General features: G+C 74.9%; 18 protein-coding genes and 1 pseudogene. 10 read left to right on the top strand and 9 right to left on the bottom strand.

The window, feature by feature from the left end; translation table 11 throughout:
- Window positions 1-147 precede the first annotated feature (147 nt).
- Window positions 148-2556, top strand: coding sequence for a SpoIIE family protein phosphatase (locus PV364_RS28175; RefSeq protein ID WP_319663173.1), 2409 nt, complete (start codon window positions 148-150; stop codon window positions 2554-2556).
- Between the two features lie 73 nt (window positions 2557-2629).
- Here the strand turns inward: PV364_RS28175 and PV364_RS28180 are convergent, their stop codons facing one another.
- Entirely contained in the window at window positions 2630-3379 is a 750-nt protein-coding gene (locus PV364_RS28180) for a hypothetical protein (protein ID WP_319663175.1), read from the bottom strand.
- Window positions 3380-3527: 148 nt separating this feature from the next.
- Between PV364_RS28180 and PV364_RS28185 the strand changes: the two genes are divergently transcribed.
- The 5 genes from PV364_RS28185 (at window position 3528) to PV364_RS28205 (ending at window position 7674) form a co-directional block, all read left to right on the top strand.
- Complete coding sequence (locus PV364_RS28185; protein ID WP_319663176.1) at window positions 3528-4403, top strand: Fpg/Nei family DNA glycosylase; 876 nt, start codon at window positions 3528-3530, stop codon at window positions 4401-4403.
- A gap of 151 nt (window positions 4404-4554) precedes the next feature.
- Entirely contained in the window at window positions 4555-5166 is a 612-nt protein-coding gene (locus tag PV364_RS28190) for an NAD(P)-dependent oxidoreductase (RefSeq protein WP_319663177.1), read from the top strand.
- Window positions 5167-5286: 120 nt separating this feature from the next.
- On the top strand, window positions 5287-5832 hold the full coding sequence (locus PV364_RS28195; RefSeq protein ID WP_319663178.1) for a DoxX family membrane protein: 546 nt from the start codon (window positions 5287-5289) through the stop codon (window positions 5830-5832).
- A gap of 62 nt (window positions 5833-5894) precedes the next feature.
- Window positions 5895-7094 (top strand): lactate 2-monooxygenase, encoded by a 1200-nt coding sequence (locus PV364_RS28200; RefSeq protein WP_319663179.1) that lies wholly within the window; start codon window positions 5895-5897, stop codon window positions 7092-7094.
- A 52-nt stretch (window positions 7095-7146) separates the two neighbouring features.
- Window positions 7147-7674 carry a hypothetical protein gene (locus PV364_RS28205; protein WP_319663180.1) on the top strand — a complete coding sequence of 176 codons (528 nt, stop codon included), beginning with the start codon at window positions 7147-7149 and terminating at the stop codon, window positions 7672-7674.
- Window positions 7675-7772: 98 nt separating this feature from the next.
- On the opposite strand, the gene PV364_RS28210 is transcribed toward PV364_RS28205, so the two are convergent.
- Window positions 7773-9707 (bottom strand): PAS domain S-box protein, encoded by a 1935-nt coding sequence (locus tag PV364_RS28210; RefSeq protein WP_319663181.1) that lies wholly within the window; start codon window positions 9705-9707, stop codon window positions 7773-7775.
- A 304-nt stretch (window positions 9708-10011) separates the two neighbouring features.
- Here PV364_RS28210 and PV364_RS28215 point away from each other — a divergent pair, with 304 nt between their 5' ends.
- The 3 genes and pseudogenes from PV364_RS28215 to PV364_RS41340 form a co-directional block, all read left to right on the top strand.
- Window positions 10012-10161, top strand: coding sequence for a hypothetical protein (locus PV364_RS28215; protein WP_319663182.1), 150 nt, complete (start codon window positions 10012-10014; stop codon window positions 10159-10161).
- A 121-nt stretch (window positions 10162-10282) separates the two neighbouring features.
- Window positions 10283-10795 carry a hypothetical protein gene (locus tag PV364_RS28220; protein ID WP_319663183.1) on the top strand — a complete coding sequence of 171 codons (513 nt, stop codon included), beginning with the start codon at window positions 10283-10285 and terminating at the stop codon, window positions 10793-10795.
- A gap of 67 nt (window positions 10796-10862) precedes the next feature.
- Window positions 10863-10981: pseudogene (locus PV364_RS41340) on the top strand (transcriptional regulator); the annotation flags it as partial.
- Window positions 10982-11102: 121 nt separating this feature from the next.
- Here PV364_RS41340 and PV364_RS28225 read toward each other — a convergent pair.
- From PV364_RS28225 to PV364_RS28255, 7 genes are read right to left on the bottom strand one after another with little or no spacing between them, the layout of a single operon-like run.
- Window positions 11103-12995, bottom strand: coding sequence for a complex I subunit 5 family protein (locus PV364_RS28225; RefSeq protein ID WP_319663184.1), 1893 nt, complete (start codon window positions 12993-12995; stop codon window positions 11103-11105).
- A 9-nt stretch (window positions 12996-13004) separates the two neighbouring features.
- Window positions 13005-13349: a sodium:proton antiporter gene (locus PV364_RS28230; protein ID WP_319663185.1), complete on the bottom strand. Its 345-nt coding sequence runs from the start codon at window positions 13347-13349 to the stop codon at window positions 13005-13007.
- The gene (locus tag PV364_RS28235; RefSeq protein WP_401978658.1) at window positions 13346-14074 is read right to left on the bottom strand and encodes an MnhB domain-containing protein; all 729 of its coding nucleotides are present in this window, start codon (window positions 14072-14074) and stop codon (window positions 13346-13348) included. The genes PV364_RS28230 and PV364_RS28235 overlap by 4 nt, the downstream gene beginning before the upstream one ends.
- Window positions 14071-14364: a DUF4040 domain-containing protein gene (locus tag PV364_RS28240; protein WP_319663186.1), complete on the bottom strand. Its 294-nt coding sequence runs from the start codon at window positions 14362-14364 to the stop codon at window positions 14071-14073. The genes PV364_RS28235 and PV364_RS28240 overlap by 4 nt, the downstream gene beginning before the upstream one ends.
- Window positions 14361-14702 carry a monovalent cation/H(+) antiporter subunit G gene (locus PV364_RS28245; RefSeq protein ID WP_319663187.1) on the bottom strand — a complete coding sequence of 114 codons (342 nt, stop codon included), beginning with the start codon at window positions 14700-14702 and terminating at the stop codon, window positions 14361-14363. The genes PV364_RS28240 and PV364_RS28245 overlap by 4 nt, the downstream gene beginning before the upstream one ends.
- On the bottom strand, window positions 14699-14977 hold the full coding sequence (locus PV364_RS28250; RefSeq protein ID WP_319663188.1) for a monovalent cation/H+ antiporter complex subunit F: 279 nt from the start codon (window positions 14975-14977) through the stop codon (window positions 14699-14701). The genes PV364_RS28245 and PV364_RS28250 overlap by 4 nt, the downstream gene beginning before the upstream one ends.
- Window positions 14974-15438, bottom strand: a complete 465-nt coding sequence (locus PV364_RS28255; protein ID WP_319663189.1) for a Na+/H+ antiporter subunit E — start codon at window positions 15436-15438, stop codon at window positions 14974-14976. The genes PV364_RS28250 and PV364_RS28255 overlap by 4 nt, the downstream gene beginning before the upstream one ends.
- Window positions 15439-15994: 556 nt before the next feature.
- Here PV364_RS28255 and PV364_RS28260 point away from each other — a divergent pair.
- Window positions 15995-17347 (top strand): 6-phospho-beta-glucosidase, encoded by a 1353-nt coding sequence (locus tag PV364_RS28260; RefSeq protein ID WP_319663191.1) that lies wholly within the window; start codon window positions 15995-15997, stop codon window positions 17345-17347.
- Window positions 17348-17463 lie beyond the last annotated feature (116 nt).

The raw sequence follows: 17463 nt of genomic DNA on the forward strand, positions 1-17463 counted from the left end.
GCGCCTTGGACAGGGGGCGCCACGGCGTTCACCTGCCGTGTCGTGGTCTCCGCGGGTCGCCGCGATCCGCCGGCACGCCGTTTGAGAGCGCCAGGGGGAGGGATCATCCAGGGGAGAGGCGGGCGAGTCGAGGACGAGGACGTGCCCATGGGCGAAGAAGCCGGCCGGCGGGGCCCCGGGGCAGGTCAGGAGCGCCGCGGGCCGGCGGCGGTGCCGGTGGCCACCGCCCTCGCCGGCGGCGACGGGGGGCTGCTGACCGCCTGGGGCGAGGAGGCACGGACGCTGCTCGGCTACGAGGCCGCGGAGGTCCTCGGCCGTCCCGCCGCCGCACTGCTCGCCGCACCGCTGCCGGGCCTCGCGCTGCGCCGGGTCTCCGCCCGGACCGCCTGGAGCGGACCCGCCGCCCTGCGCCACCGCGACGGGCACACCCTGGTGGTCAGGCTGGCCCTGCAGCCGCTCACCGCGGCGGACGGCACGCTCCAGTGGACGCTGACGGCCGAGCCGCCCGACCCGGCGGACCTGGAGGTGTGGTCGCTGGCCCAACTGCCCATCGCGGTCGCCGTCTACGACGAGGACGTCCGGCTCAGCGGCGCCAACGCGGCCATGGAGCACATGGTCGGCAAACCACTGCCGGCACTCCGCGGGCAGCGGCTCGGCGAGTTCGTGGACGGGGGCGCCTTCGAGGAGTTGGACCACCTCCAGGAGCAGGTCATGCGCACGGGGCAGCCCGCGTGCATGGAGCGCCTCGGCATTCCGTACGGCGAGACCGGCGAGCACGCCTACTCGATCTCCGTGCATCCGGTACGGGACGAGACCGGCGCGGTGCGCGGAGTCTCGACCGTGGTCTGCGACACCACCGACCAGTACCTGTCGCGGCGCCGCCTGGACATCGTCAACGAGGCCAGCACGCGGATCGGCACCACCCTCGACGTGACACGCACCGCGCAGGAGCTCGCGGACATCGCGGTGCGCCGCTTCGCCGACATGGTCAGTGTCGACCTGCTCGACTCCGTCATGCGCGGTGAGGAGCCCGGGCAGGTCCCGCGCCGCGGTGACGTCGTCTTCCGCCGGGTCGCGCAGCAGTCCGTGCTGCCCGGCTGCCCCGAGTCCGCCGTCGCGGTCGGGGACCCCGACATCGTCCCGGACCACTCGCCCGCCGTCCGCGCGATGCTCACCGGCAAGGGCACGCTGCACAGCATGGAGGACGACGACCTGCGGCGCTGGAGGGCGTACGACCCGGTCCGCGCCAGGGCGGCGGTGGAGTACGGCATCCACTCGATCATGATCGTGCCGCTCTCGGCCCGCGGCACCACCCTGGGCCTGGCCCTCTTCCTGCGCCACCGCACCGCCGACCCCTTCGACGCGGACGACCTGCTGCTGGCCGAGGAGATCGCCGCCCGCGCCGCCGTCTGCGTCGACAACGCCCGCCGCTACTCGCGCGAACGGGCCACCGCCCTGACGCTGCAGCGCACCATGCTGCCGCTGCGCTCGCTGCGCACCTCGGCGCTCGAGGTCGCCACACGGTATCTGCCGGCGAATTCGCGCGCGGGCGTGTGCGGGGACTGGTTCGACGTCATCCCGCTGTCCGGGGCACGGGTGGCGCTCGTCGTCGGCGACGTCGTCGGGCACGGCGTCGGTGCCTCGGCCGCCATGGGACGGCTGCGCACCGCGGTGCGCACGCTGGCCGACGTGGACCTGGCGCCCGACGAACTCCTCACCCAGCTCGACGACCTCGTGGTGCGCTGCGACCCCGAGTTCGGCACGGGAGTCGTGGGCGGCTCCGCCGCCGAGGTCGGTGCCACCTGCCTGTACGCGGTGTACGACCCGGTCGCCCACCGCTGCACCGTCGCCCGTGCCGGGCATCCGCCGCTCGCCGTCGTCCTGCCCGGCGGTCGGGCGGAGTTCCCCGAGCAGCCAGTGGGGCTGCCGCTGGGGCTCGGCGGCCTGCCGTTCGAGACCGTCGAACTGGACCTGCCGGAAGGCAGCGTGCTCGCCCTGTACACCGACGGCCTCATCGGCTCCGTGAGGGGGGACATCGACACCGGGCTCGTCCTGCTGCGCCGGGCGCTGACCCGTCCGGCCCGTACGCTCGAGGAGACCTGCGACAACGTGCTGTACGGGCTGCTGCCCGAACGCCCCCGGGACGACGTCGCGTTGCTGACGGCACGGACCCGGGCGCTGAACGCCTCGCAGGTCGCCACCTGGTACCTGTCGGCGGACCCGAGCGGTGTCGCGGCCGCCCGCAGGACGGTCGCCGACCAGATGGGACGGTGGGGCCTGGACGAGGCCGCCTTCACCACCGAACTGGTCGTCAGCGAACTGGTCACCAACGCGATCCGCTACGCGGCGGGCCCGATCCAGCTCCGGCTGATCCGTGACGCGGCGCTGATCTGCGAGGTGTCCGACACCAGCAGCACGGCGCCGCACCTGCGCCGGGCCCGCACCTTCGACGAGGGCGGTCGCGGGCTGCTGCTGGTGGCCCGGCTGACCGACCGCTGGGGTACTCGGCAGACCCCCGCGGGCAAGACGATCTGGGCCGAACAGGCCCTCGCATGACGGCGGCCGGACAGCCGTCGGCAAGCCCGGACGGCTGCCGGTGCACCGGGCGGTCGCGGTGCTCCCGGCGATCTCAGCGCTTGCCGGCGTCCTGACCCCCCGGGCGCTCACCGGCCCCGAAGCCCCTGCCGGTCCCGTGGTCCTGCCCCGGTCCCGTGCCGAAGCCCGGGGAGTGCGGGTCGCCGTGCTGCTGATGGCCGCCGGTACGGTGCCGGCCCCGGTGCTCGCCGTTCCCGAAGTGGTGGTGCGCGGAGGCGGCGCGGATGACCGCCTCTTCCCAGTCCTGGCTGTCCCAGCTTCCGTTGGGGCGCGCGTGGCGGGGGGTGTCCTTGGTGTCGTCCGAGTCGCCGGCGGTGTGCCGCACGGCGTCCTGCACGGTGGCGGTACCGCTCGTGCCGGTGCTCGTGACCGCGGCCGTCGTCACCGTGGAGCCGGTGTTCGCGTCCGTGTCCGGGTCCGTCGCGCGGGCGGAGGCGGCCGCCCCCGCGGCCGGGGGCACAGCGGCGTCCTTGACCTCGGTGTCGGGCAGCGCGACCGCCGGCTCCTGGACCTCGCCGGCGACGGTGGTGGCCGAACCGTGCGGCATCAACAGCGACAGGCCGGCGACGGCGCCGGTCGCCGACAGCACGGCGGTGCCCAGCGAGCCCCGGCCGGGCCTGCGGGCCCCGCGGTGGCGGCCACCGACGACCTCCCCGCTGATGATCCTGACCGCTTCGGCCTCACCCGCCTCCACCGGCTGCGGGCGCGGGATCACCTCGGTGGGGTCCAGCGCCGTGGTGTCCGGGAGCGGCACCTCGGGGGGCAGGGGGAGAGATTCGGCCATGGGTCCCGATCATTCATACAAGACCCCCCGCTGTCCAGTTGTTCCGATCATCCAACTGTGTGTTCACGCCATGGTATTGAGCGGTAAACCGGACAGAACCGGGCGCATGCCGGTCGCACGTCGTAACCGGGCGCGGCACACTGGTCGCATGCCGGAACTGCCTGAAGTGGAGGCCCTGGCCGGATTCCTCACCGGCCGGATGACCGGGCACACCGTCGGCCGGGTCATGCCGGTCGCGGTCAGCGTCCTCAAGACCTACGACCCGCCGCTGGACGCCCTCGTGGGACGCACCGTCACCGCGGTCGGGCGGCGCGGCAAGTTCCTCGTGTTCACCACCGACGACGGCGACGGGCCGCACCTCGCCGTCCACCTCGCCCGCGGCGGCTGGCTGCGCTGGAAGGACGACCTGCCCACGCTCCCGCCGCGCCCCGGCAAGGGCCCGCTCGCCCTGCGGCTGCTCCTCGCCGAGCCCGAGGGCGCCGGCTTCGACCTCACCGAGGCCGGGACCCAGAAGCGTCTCGCCGTGTACTGCGTCCGCGACCCGCAGGACGTCCCCGGCATCGCCCGGCTCGGCCCCGACCCCCTCGATCCCGCCTTCACCCGCGAGGCCTTCGCCGCCCTGCTCACCGGCGAGCGCCGCCGCATCAAGGGCGTCCTGCGCGACCAGGGCGTCATCGCCGGGGTGGGCAACGCGTACTCCGACGAGGTGCTGCACGCGGCGAAGATGTCGCCCTACGCACTCGCCGCCAACCTCTCCGATGAGGACGTGAGCCGTTTGTACCAAGCCCTGCGGACCACTCTGGAGGACGCCGTCGAACGGTCCCGCGGACTGGCCGCCGGCGAGCTGAAGGGCGAGAAGAAGACCGGCCTGCGCGTGCACGGCCGGGCCGGCGAGCCCTGCCCCGTCTGCGGCGACACCATCCGCGAGGTCTCCTTCAGCGACTCCTCCCTCCAGTACTGCCCCACCTGCCAGACCGGCGGCAAGCCGCTCGCCGACCGCCGTATGTCGCGCCTGCTGAAGTAGCCGCGCCCCGCGCGGTGCCGGAGGATGACCGGTGACCGGCCACCGAAAGGGGCGACCATGTCCGACGCCGCCGGCGACCGGGCCCACGACGGGCCGACCGCCTTCCCCGCCGCCCGCACGCTCGCGTGCGTGACCGGGGAGCGTCGCTGACATGCGCCTCGCCGTCTTCGGAGGCACCGGCCACGTCGGACGCCGGCTCGTCCCCCTGGCTCTCGCCGCCGGCCACGAGGTGACCGTCCTGGTACGGAACCCCGCAGGCCTGTCCGGCCGCGAGCGACTGCGGATCCTCCCCGGTGACGTGCGCGACGCCCGGGCCGTCGACCGGGTCGTCGAGGGTGCCGACGCGGTGCTCAGCGCCCTCGGGACGCGGTCGCCGCGCGGCGACACCATCTGTGCCGAGGCCATGCGGCGGATCCTTCCCGCGATGCGCGGGCACGGTGTCCGGCGGCTGGTCGTGGTCGGCGCGTACGGCACGGGACAGGGGCACCGCGGCGCCTACCGCGCGGTGATGTCCTTGGCGATCCCCGCCATCATGCGGGACAAGGACGAGCAGGACGCCCTGGTCCGCGCCGAGGCCGACCTCTGGACGATCGTGCAGCCCGCGGTGCTCACCGGCGGCCGCTACTCCGGCGTCTACCGGACCGGCACCGACCTGCGGCTCGGACTCGCCTCCCGGGTCAGCCGCGCCGACGTCGCCGACTTCATGCTCCGCGCGGCGGGCTCCGAGGACTGCGTGCGCAGGGCTGTCGCCATCACCTCCTGACACCCTGCGACGCCCGGACGGCCCAGCGCGGACGGCGGGCCGCCCGGCGCCCGCCGAGACTGGGGAAGAGCCATGCTCCGGCCCGCCGGGGCGCGTCACCGCGGCGAACAGGAGCCGGTCATGCCGTTGCACCACCGCAAGGACCTCGCACTGCTCGCGCTGCGCCTGGGGCTCGGCGGGGTGCTCGTGGCCCACGGTGCGCAGAAGCTCTTCGGCTGGTTCGGCGGACAGGGTCTGGAGGCCACCGCGGGGTCCATGGAGTCCATGGGCTTCGAGCCCGGCGCGCCCAGCGCCCTGGCCTCCGGGCTCGGCGAGGCGGGCGGCGGGGCCCTGCTGGCCCTGGGCCTCGCCACCCCGGCGGCCGGGGCCGCGGCGGCGGGCGCGATGGCGGGGGCCGTGTCCGTCCACGTGCCCGCCGGATTCTTCACCGCCTCCGGGGGATTCGAGTACCCGTGCTTCCTCGGTTTCACCGCCGCGTGCATCGGCGTCGCCGGCCCCGGGCGCTACTCCCTCGACCACGCCACCGGTCATGTCCTTGACCGCCCCTGGACGCTGGCCGTCGCGTTCCTCGGCAGCGCCGTCGCCGCCGCGACGGTGATCACCCGCCGCAACTGCGTCGTGCGCGCCCGGATGGCACGCGAGTTGCCCGACGCCGACCCGGCCTGACGGTGGACGCGGCGGCCCGGCCCTGACACAGTCCCTCACGCGGACGAGAGACGGGACCACGCATGGCCGACCGGGTGGACTACCAGTACGAGATCTACCTCAACGGGATGGCGGGCCTGCGGCCGTCGCTGCCCACGGACCTGACGCGGCTGGAGGAACTGGCCGCGGAGCGGCTCGGTCCCGAGGCCTTCGGATACGTCGCCGGCAGCGCCGGCAGCGGACGTACGGCGCGGGCCAACCGTGAGGCGCTGGACCGGGCGCGGATCGTCCCGCGCATGCTGCGCGACGTCACCGGGCGCGATCTGACGACCGAGGTGCTGGGACGCCGGATCCCGGCGCCGCTCGCGCTCGCCCCCGTCGGCGTGCTCTCGATCGTCCACCCGGATGCCGAACCGGCCGCCGCGCGGGCCGCGGCGGCGCAGGGCGTGCCCTTCGTGGCCTCCTCGGCGTCGAGCACGCCCATGGAGGAGGTCGCCGCGGCCATGGGCGACGCGGAACGCTGGTTCCAGCTCTACTGGGCCAAGGACCGCGAGGTGACGGCGAGTTTCCTGCGGCGGGCCCGGGCCGCCGGCTACACGGCGCTGTTCGTCACCCTCGACACGCCGCTGCTCGCCTGGCGGCCGCGCGACCTCGACCAGGCGTACCTGCCGTTCCTCCAGGGCATCGGCACCGCCAACTACTTCACCGACCCCGCGTTCCGGGCGGGGCTCGCCAAGCCGGTGGAGGAGGACCTGAACGCCGCGGTGCTGCACTTCGTCGGCATGTTCGCGGACCCCGGCAAGAGCTGGCCGGACCTGGCGTTCCTGCGCGAGCAGTGGGCGGGCCCCATCGTGCTCAAGGGCATCCAGCACCCCGACGACGCACGCATGGCCGCCGACGCCGGCATGGACGGCGTCGTCGTCTCCAACCACGGCGGCCGCCAGGTCAACGGCGCGATCGGCGCGGCCGAGGCACTGCCCGCGGTCGTCCGGGCGGTCGGCGACCGCCTCGACGTCCTCTTCGACAGCGGCGTCCGCACCGGGGACGACGTCTTCAAGGCCCTCGCCCTCGGCGCCCGCGCCGTCCTGCTCGGCCGCCCCTACGCGTACGGCCTCGGCCTCGGCGGCCAGAGCGGCGTCGAGCACGTCATCCGCTGCCTCCTGGCCGAGTTCGACCTCACCCTCGCGCTGTCCGGGCACCGCCGCCCGGCCGACCTCGGTCCTGACGCACTGTCAGCGGCCGCTGTGGCGACAGTTGCGGACCCGGCGGGGCCGAAGGGCTGAAGATCGCGGGCGGCGGCGCCGGGAGGGCCCGCGGAGCGGGTAGACCGGTGGGGTGCCGGAGGACCTGGATGACGTGGACGGCCCGCAGGACGTGGAGGACGTCGAGGCCGCGACGGAGCGGCTCAAGGAGCGGATCTACGCCACCATCACGATGATCTCCGTCGTCGTCGGCCTCTCCGCGAGCGACGAGGTCGACGAGGTGGGCGCGGCGGCCACGATCGCCACCGCCGCGCTCGGCGTGTGGCTGGCCGCGTTGGTCGCCGACCAGCAGGCGCACCACACCGTCGCCGGCCGCCTCGCCACGGGGCGCGAACTGCGCCGGCTCCTGCACGTCAGCAGCCCGCTGCTGCTCGCCGCGGTGGGGCCGCTCATCCTCGTCGGCGTCGCCGCGATCGGGGCCATGCCACTGACGACCGCGCTGCTGACCTCGGCCGTCGTCGACATCGCGGCGCTCTTCGGCTGGGGCTGCCTCGGTGGCCTGCGCATGGGCGGCGGGCTGCCGACCGCGCTGATCGCGGGCGTCGTGGACGCGGCCATCGGCACGGCCGTCGCGACGGTGAAGGCCCTGGCGGGGCACTGACGTTTCCGCTTGTGCGGGTGCGGGTGCGGGTGCGGCGCCCGGTGGCGTGCCGGTGCGGGTCGGTACTGGCTGGTCGCGCGGTTCCTTGCGCCCCCTGGTCAATGCGGGGTGTCGGGGGCGGGGCGGAGGCGGAGGGTGAACCAGACGGTCTTGCCGTCGCTGGAGGGGCGGGTGCCCCAGCCGGCGGCGAGGGCTTCGACCAGGAGCAGGCCGCGGCCGGACTCGTCGCCGAGGTCGGCCGGCCGGCGCTGCGGGATGTGCGTGCTGTGGTCGGAGACCTCGACCGTGACGTCCAGCGCGGTCCGGTGCAGACGCAGGCCCAGCGGTCCCTGGGCGTGACGTACGGCGTTGGTGAGGACCTCAGAGGCCAGCAGGCACGCCGCGTCCGACACGTGGCCGCACTCCCAGGCGTGCAGGGTGTCGTGGACGAACCGCCGTCCCTCGGCGACGGCGGACGGGACCGCGTCGATCTCCGTCGCGGTGGCGGCGAGCGGCGCCTCGGGCAGCCGGGCCAGCAGCAGCGTGACGTCGTCGGCGTGTCCGTCGGCGTCCGGGCGCAGGGAGGCCAGCACCAGGTCGGCGGCCTCCTCCAGCCCGGCGGAGCGCGCGAAGGCGTTGCTCAGTTCGGCGCTGAGGCAGGCCAGTTGTTCATCGATGTCGGAGCGCGGGGTCTCCACCAGCCCGTCGGTGTACAGCACCAGCGTGGAACCGGCCGCCACCGGTACGCAGACCTGCTGGTGCGGCACGTCGCCCACGCCGAGCGGCACGCTGATGGGCGCGGGCAGCGGCCGCACCGGCGCCTCCGGCCCGGGGCCGACCAGCAGCACCGGCAGATGCCCAGCGGAGCACACCGTCACCTCGCCCGCGTCCGGGTCGACGACCAGGTAGCAGCAGGTGACGAGCTGGTCGGGCAGGTCGTGGACGAAGGCGTCCAGCCCCTGGATCAGCTGGCGCGGCGGGATGCCGGTCTTGGCCAGGGCCCGTGCCGCCGAGCGCAACTGCCCCATCACGGCTGCGGCTTCCAGCCCGCGTCCCATCACGTCGCCGATGAGGACACCCACTTGGCCGCCGCCCAGCGGGATCAGGTCGAACCAGTCGCCGCCCACGCCCGCGCCCTGCGTCGCCGGGAAGTAGCGGCTGGCGGTGCGCATGCCGGGCGGTTCCGCGGGGGAGCCCATGAGGCTGCGCTGCAGGGTGAGCGCGATGTGCCGCTGCTGCCGGTACAGCTCCGTCAGCTCCTCCTCGGCGCGCCGCAGGTCGGCGATGTCGCGGACGATGGAGCAGGCGCCGACGATCGCGCCGTCCCGTCCCCGGATCGGCCAGAGGGTGACGTCGACGTCCAGCAGCCGCCCGGAGCTGGTGACCCGCAGCGTCTCGAAGTGCTCGACGCGCTCGCCCCGCGCCAGGCGGCCGAGCAGGGCGGCGATCTCCTCCTTGAGTTCCGCCGGGGCGAGCATCGACACGTGCTGCCCGATCGCCTCGTCGGCGGCGTAGCCGTACAGCCGCTGCGCCGCCGCGTTCCAGTACGTGATCCGGCCGTCGAGGGTCTTGGCCAGGATCGCGTCCTGGGAGGACTCGACCAGCACGGCCAGTTCGTTGATGCGCTCCTCGGCCGCCTTGCGCTCGCTGACGTCCCGCACGGCCGCCGAGATCAGCAGGCCGTCCGCGGTCTCCAGCGGGCTCAGGCTGATCTCGACGGGGAACTCGCGGCCGTCCTTGCGCAGCCCGTACAGATCGAGCCCGGCGCCCATCGGCCGCACCTGCTGGTTGCCCGCGTAGCCGTGCCGGTACGACGGGTGGTGGCCGCGGAAGCGCCGGGGGACCAGCACCTCCACCGGGCGGCCCAGCAGTTCCTCGCGGGTGTGTCCGAACAGCGACTCCGTCTGGGCGTTGACCAGCCGTATGGTGCCGGTGTCGTCCACGATGACCATGGCGTCGGGAGCCGACTCCAGCAGGGCCCGGAACATCTCCTCGGCAGCGCTGTCGCCCTCGGCGGGGCGCACGGCCGCCCGCTGGTCCCCGGTCGTGTGCATCGTGCTCTCCCCTGTCCCTCGGGCGGTCCGTACAGGGCCGTTGCGGGGACGTTAGGGCCTGCCGGAGGGCGGCTGCCGGGGATGCGCCGAAAGCGGTCCTGTTCGCACGGAACTGCTCAATCGGCGGTCATCGATGTCGTTCCGGCAGCGGGTCGCCACCGGATCACCTGCCGCGCCCGAACGCGCGGGCCGGCTCCGGACGACTCGCCGCCGGGGCTGTGTCGTACCGGCGCGGGACCGGCGGGCGCCGAGGGCGGGGGAGGGCATCGCCACGCGCGGCGAGGAGCCGCGGGCCCCTGCGTCGGTGGCCGAGCACGTGCCCGCGCAGCCGCGACCACGTGAACGCGGTCGTCGCCGGAGCGCGGTGTTGGCCGCGCCCGTACGGCAGTTCATGGAGGACGAGCACGGCACCGACCTCCCCGAGGTCACCGGCTGGTCCTGGCCGGGCCGCTGATCCCTCTGCAACCGCCGTGGGGAGGCAGGACGGCCCGGCTCCCGCTTCGGGCCGGACGCGGCTGTGCCGAGGTCGAGGACATCGGGCTGCGTTCGAGCGGGCCGACGTCCAGCATGGCGGCATGCCGGATCTGCTGTGGGACGACGTCAGGAACCTCTTCGATCCCGACCTGATGGGTGCTCTGCCGGATCTGTCGGTGGCGGGCACTTCGGTCGAGGACTGGCAGGCGGTTTTCGACCTGGTCCGGTCGAGCGGATGGACGTGGGAGTACGCGGAGGGCGACGCCGTCGGGGCACTGCCCCCGGCCGGGGAGGTACTGTCGCGTCCCGCCGACGCGGAGACGGCCGATCTGCGGGTCCGGCCGGTGCCGGATGTGCTGGTGATCTTCCGTCCGATGTCAGCCGAGGAGATCGATTTCGACGTCGACCTCCGCGAGCTGCAGGGTCAGACCGGAGTGGACACCCTGTGCGGCTTCCTGCGCGCGATCGGCCGTCGGCTGGACAAGCCGGTGGTCATGACCGCCGAGGGGGACCACGGGAACCCGGTGCTCGGGTTCGACCCCGGGGGCGACCGGGTGGTGCTGCCGGCGGATCCACAGCTCATCGCGCCGACCGGCGGTGACTGCAGAACGTGACGACGCCGGACTGGTGGCCGCGACAGCGGCGAAGGCAGGGACCCGGGCGCGGTGAACTGGACAGTCCTGCACGGTCGTGCAGGTGACCAGCGTCTCCAACGCGGGGACCGACGACCGCGGGTCGGTCGAGACGGTGCCTGCACCGCGGCGGCCGTCTCCGGGGGCGGGGCCCACCGCATCGACGCGCTCACCGACGCCGGGCGCGAGCACTGCGCATCCTTGGGCGTGGCCGCAGGCAAGCCGGCAACGCCGAAGCCCAACGGTCGCGCGAGACCGGTGACCCGTTCGGCGGCGGAGCCGCCGCGGGTCAGCCGATGCCGGACTGCGCGCCGAACGCCACGAGCAGGGCGGCGACGCCGACCGTGAGCCAGGCGACGTAGTCGCCGGGCAGCCCTGAGTGGAGGCGGCGCAGGGGGAGGACGGCCCGCTGGGTGGCCGCGGTCGCCAACGATCGGGCCCGTCCGGGCAGGGCGCCGGTGAGGCCCGGGCCCCACACGGCGGCCGCGGCGACCGCGACGGCGAGTGCCGTGGAGAGCAGCCCGAGCAGCACCCCGGCCGTGTTCCAGTGCGCGGGCGGCACCGGCACGGCGGGAACGGCGGGCGACGCGGGGCCGAACGCGGCGGCGAGATAACCCGCGTGGTCGGTGAAGGCGGCGCCGGCGGAGGCCAGGGCCGCGCCTGCGGAGGGGACCACGCCGACGGCGAGGCTGCAGAGCAGCAGCACCGCGGGTACCGCGACCATGGGGGCCGGGAGCCGCCGCCGCGGGTCGTGGATCTCGGGCTCCTCGCCCTCGCCGCTCGTCTCCGGCTCCCACGGCCGGTCCTGCGGCCGCGGGCCCGCGCCGCGGAAGACGCGCAGCGCGGCCCGCAGGACGGCCCCGCCGGTCAGTGCGGAGGCCAGTACGAAGACGGCCGGCAGCCAGCCCTGCCAGTGGCCGGCGGCCTCCTCGGCCAGCGCCTTGCCGAGCCCGGTCCCGAACGGCGGCAGCCCCGCCACCACCAGCCCGCCGACGGCGTACAGCGCCCCGGGCAGGACGAGCCCTCGGGCCCGGCCGTACAGCCCGTGCTCGTCGACGGAGCCGTAGCGGTCGAGGAGCACACCGGTCAGGCCGAACAACGCGGCCTTGGCGCCCGCGTGTCCGGCGACGTACACGGCGGTCCCGGCCGTGCCGAGCGGCGTCAGCGTCGCCAGACCCACGAGGAAGAGGCCGACGTGCGAGATCGTGGAGAACGCCAGCAGCCGCTTGAGGTGCCGCTGCTGCCAGCACATCACCGCGCCCACCAGCGCGGTCAGCACTCCCGCCGCCGTGAGCGTGTCCCGCAGCGCGTGGTGCGGGATGCCGCCGGGGCCCGAGAACACCGCCCAGTAGACGCGGGCCACCCCGTACACGCCCAGTTCCACCATCACCCCGGACAGCAGCATGCACACCGGGGTCGGGGCGACCGCGTGCGCGTCCGGCAGCCACAGGTGGAAGGGGACCACGGCGGCCTTCACCAGCAGCCCGGTCATCACCAGGACGAAGCCGCACACCACGAGCGCGTCCGGGCCGCCCTCCCTGGCCAGTTGGCGCGCGATGGCCGCGAAGCCCAGTTCGCCGGTGCGTGCGTAGAGCAGCGCGATGCCCATCAACGAGGCGTACGCGCCGAGCGAGTTGACCAGTCCGAAGGCCAGCGCGCCCTGCAGCGGGCGGCCGTCCTCGATCCGGTAGCCGGTGAGGGAGTACGCGACGACGCCCATCAGCTCGAAGAAGACGAAGGCGTTGAAGAGGTCGCCGGTCAGCGCGAAGCCGCACATGCCCGCCTCGAAGAGCAGCAGTAGCGCGGGGAAGGTGCCCGCGTTGTCGCCGCCCGGCTCCTCGAAGTACCGCCAGGAGTAGGCCAGGACGGCCAGCACCAGCACGGCGACCAGCAGCGCCATGCCGCCGCCCACGCGGTCCGCCTCCAGCACGATGCCCACCCCGTGCCCGCCGGGCCCCTCCGGCCGCCACCCGCCCAGCCACGTCACCGCGCGGCCGTCGCCGGTGCGCGCCCACAGCGTCGCGACGCACGCGACCTCGGCCGCGGCGCAGAGCGTGGCCAGTACGTCGCAGCCCAGCCTCGGCAGCCGGCGTCCGGCGACGGCGAGCAGCACCGCGCCCAGCAGCGGGACGGCGACGGCCAGCGGCAGCAGGACATTCGCCCCCGCCACGTCCGTTCCCACGCCCGCGCCTCAGCCCTTGAGCCCGGTCAGCGACTCGGGGTCGAGGGTCCCGTGCCGCTTGCGGAGCTGGATGACGAGGCTGAGCAGCAGGGCCGTCACCACGGCGCCCACCACGATGTCGGTCAGCGTCAGAGCCTGGACGACGGGGTCCACGACGGGCGTGCGCGCGGGGACGTCGGAGAACACCGGCGCGGTCCCGCCGCGCCGGTAGCCGACGGCGAGCAGCAGCACATAGGTGCCCGACTGCGCGACGCTGAGGCAGCCGACGGCCTGGATGAGGTCGCGGCTGGTCACCATGCCGTACACGCCGGCCAGGAAGATCCACCCGGCCACGAGGTAGGGCAGCACGCTCATTTCTCGGTCACCTCCACGGCCTGGTCGAGGAATGAGGCGAGCAGCACGACGACGCCCGAGCCGACCTCGATCCCCACGGCGGCGTTGATCAGCGGTACCAGGCCCCCGGAGGCCAGGTCACGGAAGGTGCCCAGGGGCAGCACGTTCTCCAGGTACGCGCCTGCCACGGCCAGGCCCACCAGGCCGAGGGCGGTGAAGGCGGCGGCCGCCAGCGCGTCCGTGACGTCGAGGACGGCCAGCGGGCGGACCCGGCCCAGCACCCGGTAGTCGGCGGCCACGTAGGCGAGATGGAGTCCCGCCGCGAGGATCACCCCGCCCTGGAAGCCGCCGCCCGGACTGAGCTGGCCGTGGGCGACGACGTACCAGCCGGTGAGCACCGTCAGCGGCAGCAGCAGCGCCCCGAACAGCCGCGTCGGCGGCAGGACCCGCTGCGCCGCGGGGGGCACCTTGCGCTCGTCCCGGGCCAGCCGGAGCAGCACGGTCGCGCCCAGCACCGCCGCGAACAGCACCGACTCCTCGCCGAGCGTGTCGAAGGCGCGCTGGTCGAAGTTGACCGACGAGATGACGTTGGCGGTGCGCTGTTCGAGTGCCGCGGCGACGGCGCGCGTCCCGTACGGGTGCGAGGCGCCGCCGAACGCGGGCAGTCGCGTGCAGGCGAGAGCGAAGCCGGCGAGGACGACGGCCGCGGCCACCAGGAACAGGCGGACGCGGATGGTGCGCCTCACCGGCGCCGCTCCTCGCCCGCGTCCTGCTCCTTCCCGGCCGGTCCCCGGCGCACCCGGCGCACCGTCAGCAGGATCAGCAGCGGTGTCAGCGCGGAGCCCACGCCGAGCTGGGACAGGGCCACGTCCGGTGCCTGCAGGAGCGTGAACAGCAGCGCGAACTCCAGGCCGAGCATGGCCAGGACGACGGACTGCCGCACCGGGTCGCGGGTCAGCACCGCGGCCGTCGCCGTGACCGCCACCAGCAGCAGCGCGACGGCGATGAGGATGTCCTCGGCGGTCGTGCCCGTCATGCGCGCGGGTCCCTTCCCTCGTCCGCCGGCCGGACCGGCCCGTCCAGGCCTTCCGGCCCTTCGAGCCGGGTGGTCAGCCGGCCGATCGCCATCGTGGTCACCGGCCCCGCGGCCGCCAGCAGGGCGCCGATCAGCAGCAGTTTCAGCGCCGTCCGGCCCGGCCCCGCCTCCACGGCGACCGCGAGAGCGGTCAGCGGGGCGCCCAGCGAGGCCGCGGGCGACAGCGCGTGCAGGCGGGCGTGGGGACCGGGCAGCACGATCAGCGCCACCGCGGACAGCAGCAGCACCGCGCTGCCGGCGACCAGCAGTGCCAGAGCGACGCCATGACGGACCGTCATGTGGCCGGACCGCCGCCCTCGTGCGGTTCCCCCGCGAGGAAGCGGGTGAAGACCAGCGTCCCGACCGGGCCGAGCACGGCGAGCACCAGCGCGAGATCGACGTATGAGCTGCGTCCGAAGCCCTGCGCCAGCAGCAGGAACTCGACCGCGACCAGCGTGGTCGCCAGGCTCACCCCGGCCAGCCGGGTGTGCGCGGGACCGCGCAGCGCCAGCCAGGCACACGGCCCCAGACCCGCAGCCAGCAGCACCCCGGCCGCGACGATCCACGCGTTCACGCCCTCGCCTCCTCGACGCCCAGTGCCCGCTCCAGGCCCGACGGGCGGTCACCGAGGCGGTGCACCGTCAGGACCCGATCGTCCTCGTCGCCGAAGGCCACCACATACGCCCCCGGCGTCGCCGACAGCACCGCCGACGCCCACGCCGTCCCGACGCCCTCGGGCAGCCGCACCTGCCCGAATCCGCCCCGGGCGCGCCGTGCGCCGAGGACCGCCCGCGCCAACTGCCATGTCTCCGTGAGCAGCGCGCCGGGCCAGGCCAGCACCGCGCGCACCGCGTACCGGGCGCCTCCCGGCGCCGCCCCGGAGGCCACGCGCACGGCGTCGGCCGCGATCGCCGCCAGCAGCGCCCCGGCCGCGCCGACCACGACCTCCAGCACGGTCACCGGGCCGATCAGCACCACGTCGCAGGACAGGAGCACGAGCAGCCACACCGTCACCCCGGCCGCCCTGCGCCCCATCGCTGCCTCCCCGCCCGTCCGACCGCCCGCCGGCGCCGCCAGCCAGGTCTACCGGCCCGGCCGTTCACCGCAGCGCCCGCGCGCCGCCCGCGCGGGCGCTGCCACCCGTTCGCCACACCGGGTCGGCTCGCGTCTACCCGGCACCGGCCCGTTGATGCGGTGCGCCCGCGCGGGAGTCGGGTGCGGAGGCGCGATACGCCGGGTCGGCCGGCCCGACCGCTCTGGGGCGCCGTCCCGGACGCCGGGACGGTGGATGGCCCCCGACGTCCGGTCGTGGCGCACGGAGGGGGCGGAACCACCGGCTGCCGACGTGCTTCGGCCCGGCGAGCTGGCCGCCGTCGCGGCCGAGGAGGCCCCGCAGCCCATGTCTCCCTCTCGACGGCCTGCCACCCCGTGCGGCGCGACGCCGTCCGGCTTCGGCGTTCCGCACGGCGGCGCGGGTAGGGTCGGGGTCCGTGTGCGGGCTCCCCGGACCGGGACGGCCGGAGATGGGTGCCACGGACCGCGCGACGACCGGGACCCCGCCGCGCGGGGCCGGGGTGGAGGATGTCGAGGTATGAAGCTCACGATTCTCGGCGGCGGCGGGTTCCGCGTCCCGCTGGTCCACCGCGCCCTGCTGCGGGACCGCGCCGAGGGCAGGGTCACCCACGTCACCCTCCACGACCTCGACGCCGACCGCCTCGACGCCGTCGTGCGGGTGCTGCGCCAGATGTCCGAGGAGGCCGACCGCCCCGAGGACGCGCCGCTCCTCACCGTCACCACCGACCTGGACGAGGCCGTCACCGGGGCCGACTTCGTCTTCTCCGCCATTCGCGTCGGCGGACTCGCCGGCCGGGTCGTCGACGAACGGGTCGCGCTGGACGAGGGGGTGCTCGGCCAGGAGACCGTGGGCGCCGGCGGGATCGCCTACGGCCTGCGCACGATCCCCGTCGCGGTCGACATCGCCCGCCGGGTCGCCCGCCTCGCGCCCGACGCGTGGGTCATCAACTTCACCAACCCCGCGGGCATGGTGACCGAGGCCATGTCCCACCACCTGGGCGATCGCGTCATCGGCATCTGCGACTCACCGGTGGGCCTCGGCCGCCGTGTCGTCCACGCGCTCGGCGCCGATCCCGCGCGGGCCCGGCTGGAGTACGCGGGCCTGAACCACCTGGGGTGGCTGCGGGCCGTCCGCGTCGACGGCGTCGACCTGCTGCCCCGCCTGCTCGCCGACGACGACGCGCTCGCCTCATTCGAGGAGGGCCGGCTCTTTGGCGCCGCATGGCTGCGCACCCTCGGCGCCGTCCCCAACGAGTACCTGCATTACTACTACTTCGGCCGCGAGGCCGTCGCCGCCGCCCGGGCCGCGGAGCAGACCCGCGGCGCCTTCCTCCTCGACCAGCAGCGGAGCTTCTACGACCGTATGCGGGTGCCCGGCACGCCGCCCTTCGCGACCTGGGACGCGACCCGCCTGGAGCGCGAGGCCAGCTACGGGGCGGACGTCCGCGAGGTGGCGGGCGCGGGCGAACGGGACGCCGCCGACCTGGAGTCGGGCGGCTACGAACGGGTGGCGCTCGCGCTGATGCGGGCCATCGCGCGGGACGAGCGCACGACGCTGATCCTCAACGTCCGCAACCGCCGCGTCCTGGAGCCCCTGGACGCCGACGCGGTCGTCGAGGTGCCCTGCTACGTGGACGCGGGGGGCGCGCGCCCGATCGTCGGCGACCCGCTGCCCGCCCACGCGGTCGGCCTGGTGACCACGGTCAAGTCCGTGGAACGGGACGTCATCCTGGCCGCCACCACCGGCGATCGTGCCGCGGCGCTGCGGGCCTTCGCCCTGCACCCGCTCGTCGACTCCGTCACCGTCGCGCGGCGTCTTCTGCGGGGTTACCTCGACCGGGCGCCCGGACTCGGGTACCTGCGGGACTGACGTCACATCGGATGACGCCGCGTCGGGCGAAGCCCCCTCGGCCGGTGCTCTCGGCACGGCCTGACGCGTCGTCACGGAGGACCGGATTCCGTAATGGTGCAGACCATTGACCCCAT

Source organism: Streptomyces sp. MI02-7b (genome assembly GCF_033793585.1).
Classification (GTDB): Bacteria; Actinomycetota; Actinomycetes; order Streptomycetales; family Streptomycetaceae; genus Actinacidiphila.

Bases quoted from the DNA above. Each gene is read 5' to 3' on its own strand.
- PV364_RS28200 (WP_319663179.1), top strand. From the start codon at position 5,895: ATGGCCGACCGGGTGGACTACCAGTACGAGATCTACCTCAACGGGATG.
- PV364_RS28240 (WP_319663186.1), bottom strand. From the start codon at position 14,364: ATGACGGGCACGACCGCCGAGGACATCCTCATCGCCGTCGCGCTGCTG.
- PV364_RS28260 (WP_319663191.1), top strand. From the start codon at position 15,995: ATGAAGCTCACGATTCTCGGCGGCGGCGGGTTCCGCGTCCCGCTGGTC.
- PV364_RS28185 (WP_319663176.1), top strand. From the start codon at position 3,528: ATGCCGGAACTGCCTGAAGTGGAGGCCCTGGCCGGATTCCTCACCGGC.
- PV364_RS28220 (WP_319663183.1), top strand. From the start codon at position 10,283: ATGCCGGATCTGCTGTGGGACGACGTCAGGAACCTCTTCGATCCCGAC.
- PV364_RS28190 (WP_319663177.1), top strand. From the start codon at position 4,555: ATGCGCCTCGCCGTCTTCGGAGGCACCGGCCACGTCGGACGCCGGCTC.
- PV364_RS28210 (WP_319663181.1), bottom strand. From the start codon at position 9,707: ATGCACACGACCGGGGACCAGCGGGCGGCCGTGCGCCCCGCCGAGGGC.
- PV364_RS28195 (WP_319663178.1), top strand. From the start codon at position 5,287: ATGCCGTTGCACCACCGCAAGGACCTCGCACTGCTCGCGCTGCGCCTG.
- PV364_RS28245 (WP_319663187.1), bottom strand. From the start codon at position 14,702: ATGACGGTCCGTCATGGCGTCGCTCTGGCACTGCTGGTCGCCGGCAGC.
- PV364_RS28230 (WP_319663185.1), bottom strand. From the start codon at position 13,349: ATGAGCGTGCTGCCCTACCTCGTGGCCGGGTGGATCTTCCTGGCCGGC.
- PV364_RS28175 (WP_319663173.1), top strand. From the start codon at position 148: ATGGGCGAAGAAGCCGGCCGGCGGGGCCCCGGGGCAGGTCAGGAGCGC.
- PV364_RS28255 (WP_319663189.1), bottom strand. From the start codon at position 15,438: ATGGGGCGCAGGGCGGCCGGGGTGACGGTGTGGCTGCTCGTGCTCCTG.
- PV364_RS28180 (WP_319663175.1), bottom strand. From the start codon at position 3,379: ATGGCCGAATCTCTCCCCCTGCCCCCCGAGGTGCCGCTCCCGGACACC.